Source organism: Streptomyces sp. NPDC051940, assembly GCF_040680895.1.
Lineage (GTDB): Bacteria > Actinomycetota > Actinomycetes > Streptomycetales > Streptomycetaceae > Streptomyces.
Genome location: NZ_JBFAXR010000004.1, coordinates 154,391 through 166,600 on the forward strand (window position 1 = coordinate 154,391; position 12,210 = coordinate 166,600).

8 protein-coding genes are annotated in these 12,210 nt (G+C 73.4%); 4 read left to right on the top strand and 4 right to left on the bottom strand.

All coding sequences use genetic code 11. The annotated features are described in order from the left end of the window. Positions 1–93 precede the first annotated feature (93 nt). Entirely contained in the window at positions 94–1,089 is a 996-nt protein-coding gene (locus AB0M28_RS03610) for a LacI family DNA-binding transcriptional regulator (RefSeq protein WP_365397055.1), read from the bottom strand. Between the two features lie 180 nt (positions 1,090–1,269). Between AB0M28_RS03610 and AB0M28_RS03615 the strand changes: the two genes are divergently transcribed. Genes AB0M28_RS03615 through AB0M28_RS03625 form a run of 3 tightly spaced genes read left to right on the top strand, consistent with a single transcriptional unit; the run spans position 1,270 to position 4,786 of the window. Then, a complete protein-coding gene (locus tag AB0M28_RS03615) occupies positions 1,270–2,010 on the top strand; it encodes a sugar phosphate isomerase/epimerase (RefSeq protein ID WP_365397058.1) in 741 nt (246 codons plus the stop codon). Then, entirely contained in the window at positions 2,007–3,107 is a 1,101-nt protein-coding gene (locus AB0M28_RS03620) for a Gfo/Idh/MocA family oxidoreductase (protein WP_365397061.1), read from the top strand. The genes AB0M28_RS03615 and AB0M28_RS03620 overlap by 4 nt, the downstream gene beginning before the upstream one ends. 23 nt (positions 3,108–3,130) lie before the next feature. Beyond that, positions 3,131–4,786 (top strand): FAD-dependent oxidoreductase, encoded by a 1,656-nt coding sequence (locus tag AB0M28_RS03625; RefSeq protein ID WP_365397064.1) that lies wholly within the window; start codon positions 3,131–3,133, stop codon positions 4,784–4,786. Positions 4,787–4,864: 78 nt separating this feature from the next. Here AB0M28_RS03625 and rsgA read toward each other — a convergent pair whose 3' ends face one another. The 3 genes from rsgA to AB0M28_RS03640 form a co-directional block, all read right to left on the bottom strand. Continuing rightward, on the bottom strand, positions 4,865–5,953 hold the full coding sequence (rsgA, locus tag AB0M28_RS03630) for a ribosome small subunit-dependent GTPase A (RefSeq protein ID WP_365397067.1): 1,089 nt from the start codon (positions 5,951–5,953) through the stop codon (positions 4,865–4,867). A 278-nt stretch (positions 5,954–6,231) separates the two neighbouring features. Further along, a complete protein-coding gene (gene erm, locus AB0M28_RS03635; RefSeq protein ID WP_365397070.1) occupies positions 6,232–7,038 on the bottom strand; it encodes an ErmE/ErmH/ErmO/ErmR family 23S rRNA (adenine(2058)-N(6))-methyltransferase in 807 nt (268 codons plus the stop codon). A gap of 237 nt (positions 7,039–7,275) precedes the next feature. Then, positions 7,276–9,495, bottom strand: a complete 2,220-nt coding sequence (locus AB0M28_RS03640) for a right-handed parallel beta-helix repeat-containing protein (RefSeq protein WP_365397073.1) — start codon at positions 9,493–9,495, stop codon at positions 7,276–7,278. A gap of 235 nt (positions 9,496–9,730) precedes the next feature. Between AB0M28_RS03640 and AB0M28_RS03645 the strand changes: the two genes are divergently transcribed. Then, positions 9,731–12,115, top strand: coding sequence for a polysaccharide lyase 8 family protein (locus tag AB0M28_RS03645; protein WP_365397076.1), 2,385 nt, complete (start codon positions 9,731–9,733; stop codon positions 12,113–12,115). The last annotated feature ends 95 nt before the right edge of the window (positions 12,116–12,210 follow it).

A 12,210-nucleotide genomic window follows, 5' to 3' on the forward strand; every position in this document is an offset into this window, starting at 1 on the left:
GGCTCCCCATCAGTGGTTTCGTCCGCGCGCGGTGCGGCGCGCGGCGGTCATCCTCTCCCGTCGCCGAACACGACGGCAAGCGATTGCCAGGCCCTAGGCGCCCGGCGGCGGAGCCGTGCTCTGCCGGACCACCAGCGAGGTGGCCAGCTCCACCTGCTCGGGCTGCGCCCCGCCCTGCGAGAGCAGCATCCTGAAGGCGGTCGCCGTCATCGCCTCCAGCGGCTGGCGGACGGTCGTGAGGGGCGGCGCCGACCAGGAGGCCACGGACACGTCGTCGAACCCGGTGACGCTGACGTCGTACGGCGCCCGCAGCCCGCGCTCCGCGAGCGCCTGAAGGACGCCGAACGCCTGGCCGTCGCTGCCGGCGACGATGGCCGTGGGCCGCTCGGGGGCGTCGAGCAGGGCCAGCGCCGCCTGGCGTCCGCCGGTGGGGCAGAAGCCGGCTGCGGTCCGCACCAGCGCCTCGTCGACGGGCAGCCCCGCCTGCAGCAGCGCCGCCCGGTAGCCGTCGAGGCGGGCGCGCGCGGACCAGGTCTGCGCGGGGCCGCCGACGGCGGCGATACGGCGGTGGCCAAGGTCGATCAGATGGCGGGTGGCGGCCAGCCCGCCCTGCCAGTTGGTGGCGCCGACGGAGCGGACGCCGGAGCCCGGTTCGACGGGCGGGTCGATCACGACGAAGGGCGTGCCCTTGGCGTCCAGCCGGTCGCGCGCCGCCTCCCCCGGCAGCCGGTGCACGGTGAGCACGCCGTCCGTGCCGCGCTCCACGACGTGCTCCAGCAGGGCGTCCAGCGCCTCGTCACCCGCACGCTCCGGCAGGCTGTTGATGACGATGCGGCAGTCCTCCTCGGCCGCGGCCTGCACCGCGCCGCTGACCAGGGCGTCGGCCCAGGGGCTGTTGAGGCCGCCGATGACGAGGTCGACGAGGCCGCTGGGGCGGGCGGTGCGGTAACCGGCGTCGGCCAGCATCCGGGTGATCCGCTCGCGGGTGGCGGGTGCCACGTCGGTCCGGCCGTTGAGCACCTTGGACACCGTGGACACCGAGACACCCGCCTGGTCGGCGAGCCGGCTGAGGGTGATCTGGCCAGTCACCGAGCCACCTCCTTTTCGAAAACCACGGCCACCCTATCCCGGGAAAACGATCCGACGTCAAGGGGGTTGACCGGCACGACTCGGGATCCGTAGCGTCGACAGCGGGCGAAAACTTATCGAAAACCACTGCCTCACGCGAACCACTCAGCACGCACCCGCAGAGTCCACGAGAGGACATCCATGACCGAGCCGCTGGCCGTGCAGCTCTACACCGTCCGCGAACAGCTCGCCGCCGACCGCAAGGGCACCCTCGAGGCCCTGGCGTCCTGCGGCTACCGGTCCGTCGAGGCGTACGACGTGCTCGACGGCCCCGAGGAGCAGCGCGCCGATCTGGACGCCGCCGGCCTCACCGTCTGCTCCGCCCATGTGCCGGCGCTCGGCGAGCGGGCCGAGGACGCGTTCCGGGGCGCGGGCGTGCTCGGCACGGACACCGTGTTCGTGCCCTATCTGCCACCGGAGCGCTTCGCCGACGGGGACGGCGTACGGCAGGTGGCGCGCGATCTGAACGAGGCCGCCAGGCGCGCGGCCGGCCACGGGCTGCGCCTGGGGTACCACAACCACGAGTTCGAGCTCGCGCAGCACGTCGGCGGCCGTCCGGCGCTGGAGGTGCTGGCCGACCAGCTGGACGACGAGGTGCTGCTGGAGGTCGACACCTACTGGGCGGCGGTCGGCGGACAGGACGTCGTACCGCTGCTGCGGCGCCTCGGCGGCCGGGTGACCCATCTGCACATCAAGGACGGCCCCCTCGACAAGGCCGAACCGATGACCGCTGTCGGCGCCGGACGGATGGCGATGGGAGCGATCGTGGCGGAGGCCGTGAAGCCCCCCGCGAAGAAGCTCATCGTCGAGCTCGACCGCTGCGCCACCGACATGCTGACCGCCGTCCGCGAGAGCCACGAGTGGCTGGAGGCCCACCGATGAGCTTCGGAGTCGCCGTGGTCGGCTGCGGCAACATCAGCGACCAGTATCTGACCAACCTCACCGCCTTCCCGGACCTCGAGGTCCTGATCTGCGCCGACCTGGACGAGGCCCGGGCCCGCGCGCAGGCGGAGAAGTACGGCGTGCCGGCCTCCGGCGGCGTCGGGCAGGCGCTCGCCCATCCCGGCGTCCGGCTCGTCGTCAACCTCACCGTCCCCTCCGCGCACTACGACGTCGCCTCGGCGGCTCTCGCCGCCGGCAAGCACGTGTGGAACGAGAAGCCGCTCACGCTGGACCCGGACTCCGGCCGCACCCTGCTGAAGGAGGCCGCGCAGGCGGGCGTACGGCTCGGCTGCGCGCCGGACACGTTCCTCGGGGCCGGGCTGCAGACCGCGCGCCGGCTCATCGACGAGGGCGCGATCGGCGTACCGCAGACGGCGCTGGCGCTGATGCAGTCGCCCGGACCGGAGTCCTGGCACCCGAGCCCCGAGTTCCTCTTCCAGCGGGGCGCCGGACCGCTGTACGACATGGGCCCGTACTACCTCACGACGCTGGCGTCGCTGTTCGGTCCGGCCGAGCGGGTGGTGGCGACCGGCCGCCGCTCGCGCGAGACGCGGGTCATCGGCTCGGGGCCGAAGGCGGGCACCGAGTTCCCGGTGGAGGTGCCCACGCATGTGGCGGCGCTGATCGACTACGCCGCCGGGCAGTCCGCCTCCGTCATCCTCAGCTACGAGTCGCCGCTGTCGCGGCACGGATTCGTCGAGATCACCGGTACGGAGGCCACCCTCGCCCTGCCCGACCCGAACCGTTTCGACGGCTCCCTGCGGCTGCGCACGGCCGGCTCGGACGACTGGACGGTGATCGGGTCGGCGGGGGCGACCGCGGGGCGCGGCATGGGCGTGCTGGACATGGCACGCTCGATCGCGGCAGGTGTGCCGCACCGGGCGAGCGGGGAGATGGCCCTCCACGTGCTGGAGACGATGGCGGCGGTCGAGGTCTCCGCGGCGGAAGGGACGTTCCAGCCGATAGCCGGTCAGTTCACCATTCCGGAGGCGTTGCCGTCGTCGTGGGATCCGGGGGACAGTTCTCTCATCATCTGAACCTTGGGTAATATCCCGGCTTCATGAAGATCGCGCGCCGTACGCTGCTGGCGCTCTCCGGGTCCGCCGTCCTTTTCGGCGGTATGAGGTTCACTTCCGTCCCCGCGCCGAGGGACGTGGACCTGGTGGTGTACGGCGGTACTTCGGCGGGAATCGCCGCCGCCGTGCAGATGCGGCGGATGGGCGGAACGGTGGTGGTCCTGGAGCCGAGCCGGTTCCTCGGCGGGCTCACGACCAGCGGGCTCGGCTTCACGGACATAGGGGCGAATTCGTCCATCTCGGGGATCGCCCGCGAGTTCTACCGGCGTGTCGACTCCCGGCAGACCGGCGTGCGCTTCGCCCCCGGCTCGCCGGCGCGGTTCGCCTTCAAGCCGGGGGTGGCCGCGGCCGTGATGGCCGAGCTGGTCCGTGAGGCCGGGGTGCCGGTGGTGTTCGACGCGCGGCTCGTCGCGGTCGGCAAGGCCGGCAACCGGCTCACCTCCGTGATGCTCGAGGACGGCACGGTCTACCAGGGCCGGATGTTCATCGACGCCACGTACGAGGGCGATCTGATGGCCCGGGCCGGCGTGTCGTTCACCGTCGGCCGGGAGGGCAACGAGCGCTACGGCGAGCTGCACAACGGTGTCCAGCACCGCTGGAAACACCAGTTCAACGTGCGCGTCGACCCGTACGTCACCGAGGGCAGCCCCGGCAGCGGACTGCTGCCGGGCATCTCCCGCGAACCGCTCGCGCCGGACGGCACGCCGGACGACCGGGTGCAGGCGTTCTGCTACCGGATGTGCCTGACGCAGGCAAAGAACCGCATCCCCTTCACCCGCCCCGACAGGTACGAGCCGATCCGGTACGAACTGCTGCTGCGCTACATCCGGGCCGGGTGGCCGGGTCCCTTCTTCACCACGCACTTCGTCGGCGACGGCAAGACCGACTCCAACAACTACGGCGCGTTCTCCACGGACGGCATCGGCCTCAACTACGCCTACCCGGCCGGCTCCTGGGGACGGCGGGAGAGCATCGCCGACGAGCAGCGCGCGTACCAGCAGGGCCTGTTGTGGTTCCTGTCCACCGACCGGCGGGTGCCGCCGGACATCCGCTCCTACGTCCGCTCCTGGGGCCTTCCGTCGGACGAGTTCCGGAGCACGGACGGCTGGCCGCCGCTGCTGTACGTGCGCGAGGGGCGGCGCATGGTCGCCGACTACGTGATGACGGAGCACGACTGCTCGGGGCAGGCGCGGGCGAGCGACTCCGTCGCGCTCGCGTCGTACACCATGGACTCGCACAACTGCCAGCGCGTGGTGATCGACGGCGCCGTGCGCAACGAGGGCGACGTGCAGGTGCGGGTGCGCGAGCCCTACCCCATCAGCTACCGGTCCATCGTGCCGCGCGAGAAGGAGTGCGAGAACCTGCTGGTGCCGGTGGCCGTGTCCGCGTCCCATATCGCGTACGGGTCGATCCGGATGGAGCCGGTGTTCATGATGCTGGCGCAGTCCGCGGCGACGGCGGCGCGGCAGGCGATGGACACCGGCGTCGCGGTGCAGCGGCTGCCGATCGCGCCCCTGCAGCGGCGGCTGCGGAAGGACGGTCTGATGCTGGAGTGGCTGCCGCCGGCCGCGAGTCTGGGCCAGCCGGTACAGCGGGACGACCCCCATGGCGGCGCGGTGCTGCGACGGAAAGCGGTCTGACGGAGAGCGGTCTGACGGAGAGCGTCCGGCCGCGGCGCGGCCCGTGTCCATGGGAAACGGGCCGCGCGGCGCGCGCCGTCAGTTGTCCTTGCCCTTGAGCTGCCGCGCCGCGCGGCCGCTGTTCTCCCGGCGGCGCCAGACACGCCGCTGCTCGGCGCGCAGCCGGGCGTCGGTGCGGGCGGCGATATGGGCGTTCTCGCGGAGCAGCTTGCGGTAGCTGTCCATCCGGCGCTCCGACAGCTCGCCCGTCTCGAGTGCCGCCAGCACCGCGCAGCCCGGTTCGACGGTGTGCGAGCAGTCGTCGAATCGGCAGCCCTCGGCGACCTGCTCGATCTCGGCGAAGACCTGGGACAGCCCGTCCTCCGCCTCCCACAGGCCGACACCGCGCAGCCCCGGGGTGTCGATGACGACCCCGCCGCCGGGCAGCGGGATCAGATCGCGGGTCGTCGTCGTGTGCCGGCCCTTGCCGTCGCTGTCGCGCGCCGCCTGTACGACCTGGGCGTCCTCCCCCAGCAGGGTGTTGGTCAGCGTCGACTTGCCCGCACCGGACTGGCCGAGCAGCACCGACGTACCGCCGGCCAGTGCGGCCCGCAGCTCCTCGACGCCCTCGCCGGTGGAGGAGGAGACGGTGAGCACGTCGACGCCGGGGGCGGTGGTCCGCGCGTCTTCGACGTAGTGGCCGAGCACCACGGGGTCCTCGATCAGGTCGGCCTTGGTGAGCACGATGACCGGCTGGGCGCCGCTGGCCCAGGCGAGGGAGAGCAGGCGCTCCAGACGCGGCAGGTTGAGGTCGACGGCGAGCGATACGGCGATCACCGCGTAGTCGACGTTGGCGGCCAGCACCTGGCCGACGGACTGCTTGGAGGAGGCGGACCGCAGGAACGCGGTGCGCCGGGGCAGCAGCGCCCGTACGGCCGGCCTGGCGCCGGTGGTCAGGGCCGCCCAGTCACCGGTCGTGGGCAGCTTGGTGGGATCGGGCTCCGGCCCGAGCGCCGTCTCGGCCCGGACGGGGCCGTCGGCGGTGAGCACGTCGCAGGCGCCGCGGTCGACGCGCAGGATACGGCCCGGGATCAGGCCCTCGTCCGCGAACGGGGCGAAGGCGTCGTCGAGTACCGCGTTCCAGCCGTAGGGCTCGAGAGAACGCGTGGAAAGAGCGGGGAAAGACACGGTTGACCCTTCACAGGGTGGCCCCGGCGTGTGGTGAGGTCGTATCAGCCGGCGGCCACGGAGGTGGAAAGACGATTGCGGGCAGCGCCCGGAGCAAAGACGGCCATCGGACACACCTCCTGGTCTCTCGCACGGAAGGACAACGGGGGAGACTGTATCCCGGCCGTCCGGGGTTGGCGAGCGGTTTTTCCACGGGCCTCCGCCACCGCCCGGCGGGGCGGCGCCGCTGCCCGTGAACGGGCGCGGTGCCGCCGCCCCGCCGGGCGGATCGGACCAGGTCAGACCAGTGCGGTGAACAGCCTGACCCACTGGTCCGGGCCGACGTGCCCCACCACCGTGTCCCGGCCGATGCCCGCCCGTTCCAGCGCGGCGTCCACGCCCTGGTGACGGGTCCTCAGCGACGCGCGCAGCGAGCCGCCCACGCCGCTGAAGCCGAGCCCGACCAGCTCCCGCCAGCCCGCCGGGTCGGGCAGCAGGGGCGTCACGCGCCGCTCGACGCGCAGGATCGCGGAGTCGACCGACGGCACCGGGCGGAAGCTCTCCCGGCCGACCGTGGCGCCCAGCTCCCAGGAGAACCACGGCCACGTCCGCACGGTCAGCAGGCTCCAACGGCCGTAGTCACCGGTGCGTTTGCGGGCGTACTCCCGCTGCGTCAGCAGCGTCGCCGAGGTCAGGGACGGTGCGCGCAGGCACCAGTCCACGATCCGCGACGTGATCGCGTACGGGATGTTGCCGACGACGGCGAACGGCTCCCGCGGCGGAGTGGCCCGGGTGAAGTCCCCTCGTACGACGTCGAAGCCCCGGGCTCTGAGCTTCGCGGCGAGCAACGGGTCGATCTCGTAGGCCCGTACGCGGTCCGTGCGCCGGACGAGGGCGCGGGTCAGGGCGCCCTCGCCGGCGCCCGGCTCCAGTAGAAGACCGCGGGGGCGGGCGGTGTCCACGATCGTGTCGACGGCGTGCGGGTCGACCAGGAAGTTCTGCGAGAGCTCGCGCCGCGCCCGGTCCCGGGGCGTGCGGCCGCCGCCGCTGTTCCTGATGTTCTTCTGGGTGTGCGAGTAGTTTCCGTGAGCGAAGTTGTGCGCCACAGCGACTGCCCTTTCGGGTCCTCGAGATGAAAAGGGATCTCGAAGGGCCCTGGGCGCGCCTGCGGACGCGGTCCGCGGAGGGTGCGTCCGCTAGCGGGCCTGGGCCCGGCGGTGACGCAGCCTGATGAAGAAGGCGGGTGACGACATGCCGGCGACGCTACGAGCCGGGGCGTCGCGCGTCAAAGCGTTTTACGGAGGGTTGCGGCCGCGACCTGCGCGGCCGTCAACCGTCCGCCGTCAGGGATGCACCCACACCTCCGACAGCCCCACGGCCCCCGTCCCGTGCAGCCGGACGCGTACGTACCGGGCCTGCGTGTCGGTGTCGAGCACCGTCGGCCGCAGCGCCCGGCCGGTCACCGGCACCGTCGTCGCGTCGGAGAAGTCCGGCGCCGTCGCCAGCTGGATGTCGAATCCGGCCGTCGTCATCGAGGCGTTGTTCCACACCTCGACCTGGCCGACGTGCTGCACGGAGCCCAGATCCACCTGCCACCAGGCACCCGGCTCGGCGAGCGTGCGGCTGTCGGTGGACGTGTCGCCGTCACCGGCCGCGGCGGCCGCCGCCGTGCCGGACGTCGAGGACTGCGTGGCGGTGCCGATCCGGACGAGGTCGGGGCGCGGCCGCTCGGTACGGCCGCCCTCCGCGCCCGCCGCCTCGGCGACCCGCAGCGCCGCCTCGGGCAGCGCGTCGAGCTTCGTGGCGTTGTCGCGCATGGCGGAGCCGCGGCCGGACAGCGCGGGGGCGTCGGTGTCGGTCCAGTTGCCGGTGGCGAGGTTGTCGATGCCGTAACCGGCCCAGTTGGAGACCCACTTGTAGCCGATCCGGGTGATGACGTTGCCGGTGACGAGGATGTGGCTGGACTGCTCGTCGAGGTAGACGCCGTTGCCGTCGCGCTCGGTGTTGCCGTACGCGCTGCGGTTGATGTAGTTGCCGGAGACGACCGTGCCGGGCTGGGCGCCCTGGGTGTAGATCGCGCCGCCGTCGTGCTGGTCGTACTCGGTGAGCATCACGTTGGTGATGCGGTTGGCGGTGATCCGGTTGTCGCGCAGCACCGACTGCTGGGCCTCGGGCTGGTTCCAGCCCCAGCCGACGGAGATGCCGGAGTACGGCAGCCGGTCCAGGGTGTTGTGGTCGACGGTCAGCTCCGCCTCGTAGCCCGCCCAGATGCCCACCGCGTCGGTGTACTCGACGCCCGTGCGGCGGATCGTGTTGTACGCGACGGTGTTGCGCTCCCCCGCCAGCGCGGCCGGCGGGTTCGGCTCGGTGTCGCCGACGTAGACCGCGCCGGACGACAGGTCGGTGAAGGCGCTGCGGGTGATGCTCGAGTCCTGGGTGCCAGCCTCGAAGACCACGCCCGCGCCGCCGAGGCGCCGGAAGTCGGCGCCGTCGACGGCGATCCGCCGCCCGCCGCGGACGGTGAGGGCGGCGGCCGGTTTGGTGTAGTGGCGGCCGGCGTGGTCGACCGGACCGGTGGCACCGGTGAGGGTGAGACCGGCCTGGGTGCCGGCGTAGCCCTCGTCGGTGTCGGGCTGCCGGTACGCGGAGTGGGCGAAGCCGATGCCCTCGATCCGTACGTCGTGGGCGCCGTCGAGGACCATCAGGCGCTCGGTGGCCGGGGTGGCGGCGCGGGCATGGGCCATGTCCTCGCCGGGGCGGGGCAGGTAGGTGACGGTGCGCGCGGCGGAGTCCCAGACGAACTCGCCGGGTGCGTCCAGCAGTTCGCTGGCGTTCTCGAAGAAGGCGACGCCCTTGTAGCGGGTGGAGTCGACGGTCGTGGTGTCCCAGGCGGGGCCCGTGCGACCGGTGCCGGAGGCGGAGTTGGCCCAGCAGGGCTGGGCGAAGGTCAGCTGGTCGCCGGTGACGGCGGTGATCCGGCAGTGGTAGTTGCGCCAGCGGATGCGGATGACGGCCTCGGCGTCGGCGGGGCGCGCCCAGGAGGCGATGCCGGTGGCCGTCGCCCCGGTCATGCCGGTGGCCGTGGCGTCGCAGACGGAGGCGGCGCAGGCGGCGCCGCGTGCGCGTACGGCGCGGGTGCCGTCGACGAAGAGCTGGCGCGGTGTGACCCCGGCGGGGACGGGGGCGGTCCAGGTGCCGTCGGCGTTCGGGGACCAGTCGCGCAGGGTGCGGCCGCCGGAGAGGACCGGTTCGGCGCCGGGGGCGGCGGCCCAGGTGACGGTGTGCCCGTCGGCGCCGGAGTCGGCCCCGGTGAGGGTGAGGGGTGCGGTCAGCTCGTAGGTGCCGTCGGCGAGTTCGACGCGTACGTCGCGGCCGTGGACGGCGCGGGCGGCGTCCTGGGCGGCGGGCAGGGCACAGGGGTGGCCGGCGGTGCAGTCGGCGCCGGAGCCGTCGGCGGCGGCGTACAGGACGCGGGGCGCCTCGGCGGCGTGCACGGACGGGACGGGGGCGAGCAGGGCGATCGTGGCGGCGGCTAGTACCGCGGCGGTGCGGGTACGGGTCATGGGGCGGCAAAATAGTAACCGCTTACGCCAGACGTCAACAGCGCAGCGAAGAACGCCAGTTCAGGCTGTGGAGAGCGGTCAGCGCACGGACGGCGCGATTCTCCGGTCCACACACGAACACCTCCGATCCGCCCGAGGAAAGTCGGCGACGCACCCTTGCGCCCGTATAGCAATCGCTTACATGCTGTCCGGCGCAGCGCGAACCCCCCTGTGTCGACCTCCCCGGAAGGCGCCCATGGACCTCACCCGCCGCCAGACCCTCGCCCTCGCGGGCAGCACCGCCCTCACCGCGGCGCTCGCCGTCCCCGCCGCCGCGGACGACGCCGGGGATCCGTACGACATCCTCCTCGCCCGCGCCGAACTGCAGCTCACCGGCGGCGCCTTCGACCCCGCCGACCCGGACTTCGCGGCGGCCGTGGGCGCGCTGGACGCCCAGGCGGACGCCTGGTGGCAGTCGCTCGACACCTCCGCCGGCCGGATCGCGCTGTGGGCGGACCTCTCGCCCGCCTCCGACCCGGCGGTGTTCGGCCAGAGCTACCAGCGGCTGCGCACCCTCGCCGTCGCCTGGCGCACGCCCGGCACCCGGCTGCACGGCTCGGCGGAGGCCGCGGCCGTCCTGCTGGAGGCGCTGCGCTTCCTGCACGCGGTGGGCTACCACCCGGCACGCTCCGAGACCGGCAACTGGTGGTTCTGGGAGATCGGTTCGCCGCGGGCCCTGATGGACACCTGCGTGCTGCTGCGCTCCCTGCTGCCGGCCGAGGACCTCGCCGCCTACGTCGCGACGGTGGCCCGCTTCGTCCCGAACCCCGACCGCCGTACCAACTCCCCCAGCCTGTCCGAGACCGGCGCCAATCGCGCCGACAAGGCCGTCATCGTGGCCCTGCGCGGACTGCTCGCGCGCGACGCGGCGGTCGTCGCGCTGGCCCGCGACGGGCTGTCGGACGTCCGGGACGCGGGCCGCAACAGCCTCTTCAAGTACGTCACCTCCGGCGACGGCTTCTACCCCGACGGCTCCTTCGTGCAGCACTCCTACGTCGCCTACACCGGCACGTACGGCAGCGTCCTGCTCGGCGCCGCCGGCGCGCTGATCGCGCTGCTCGCCGACTCCGAGTGGGCGGTGACGGATCCGGCCGTCTCGGTGCTGTACGAGGCGGTGGACCGGTCGTTCGCGCCGGTGGTCTTCGACGGGCTGATGATGGACGCCGTACGCGGCCGGGCGGTCTCCCGCGAGCGGGCCGGCGACCACGACGACGGAGCGGCGGCCGTCACGTACATCCTGCAGCTGGCCGCCGGCGCCCCCGCGCCGTACGCCGAGCGGTGGCGCGCGCTGGCCAAGGGCTGGATCCTGCGCAACACCGTCACCCCGTACACCGGGCTGGTCGGGATACCGGCGCTGGCCCGCGCGCGGGCCGTCCTGGACGATCCGGCGGTGCCGGCCGCCGGACGCCGGACGGGGCACTTCGCCTTCGCCGACATGGACCGCACGGTGCACCGCCGCCCCACCTGGGCGCTCGCCCTCTCGCTGTCCTCGCGCCGGATCGCCGCCTACGAGGCCGGCAACGGCGAGAACCTGCACGGCTGGTACACGGGCGACGGCATGACGTACCTCTACGACGGGGACGACCTCGGCCAGTTCGGCGACGGGTTCTGGGCCACCGTCGACCCGTACCGGCTGCCGGGCACCACCGTCGACACCCGCCCCCGCACGGACCTGGGCACGGGAGGCGGCACCTCGACGTACCGGCCGGCGAACGCCGTCGCGGGCGGCGCGGTGCTCGACGGGCGGTACGGGGCGGCGGCGATGGAGCTGGTCGCCGCCGGGAGCACGCTGCGGGCGAGGAAGTCCTGGTTCTTCCTCGACAACGCGGTGATCGCGCTCGGCGCCGGCATCACGGCGAGCGACGGCCGCACCATCGAGACGGTCGTCGAGAACCGCAACCTGCACGCCGGCGGCACCCCGGCGTTCCTCGTCGACGGCAGCCCGCAGCCGGTGGCGGACGGCTGGTCGGCGGAGCTGACGGGCGCGCGCTGGGCGCATCTGGAGGGGACGGGCGGTTACGTCGTCCTCGACGGTGCCGCCCTTCGCGCGCTGCGAGAGGAGCGCACGGGCACGTGGCGGGCGGTGAACACCGGCGCGGACACGGGCGGCAGCACCACCCCGGTCACCCGCCGCTACCTCACCCTGTGGTTCGACCACGGCACCGCGCCGTCCGCCGCGACGTACGCGTACGCGCTGCTCCCGGGCGCGACCGGCGCGCTGACGGAGGCGTGGTCGGACTCGCGCCCCGTCCGTGTCCTGGCGAACGACGCCGTCGTCCAGGCGGTGGAGGCCCGCCGCGACGGCCTGACGGCGGCGCACTTCTGGTCGGCGGGCAGCGCGGCGGGCCTCACCGCCTCGGCCCCGTGCACGGTGCTGGTCCGCCGCCGCGACGAGGGCGTGTCGGTGTCCGTCGCGGACTCCGGACGGACGGTGGACACGGTGACGGTGGAGCTGCCGTTCCCGGTGGAGACGGTCGTACGGACGGACGCGACGGTGTCGGTGACACCCGGCCGCCGCCCGCAGGTCACGGTGCGGACGGGCGGCTCACGCGGTCACAGCCACACGGCGGAGCTGGCGTAGGCGGGCGGGACGGCAGCCACCATCGGCGTAGGCGGCTGCCCCGGCGCACCAGGCGGCCGGCGTCGTCGTGCTCGTAGCGGTTCGCGCCTGCGCGC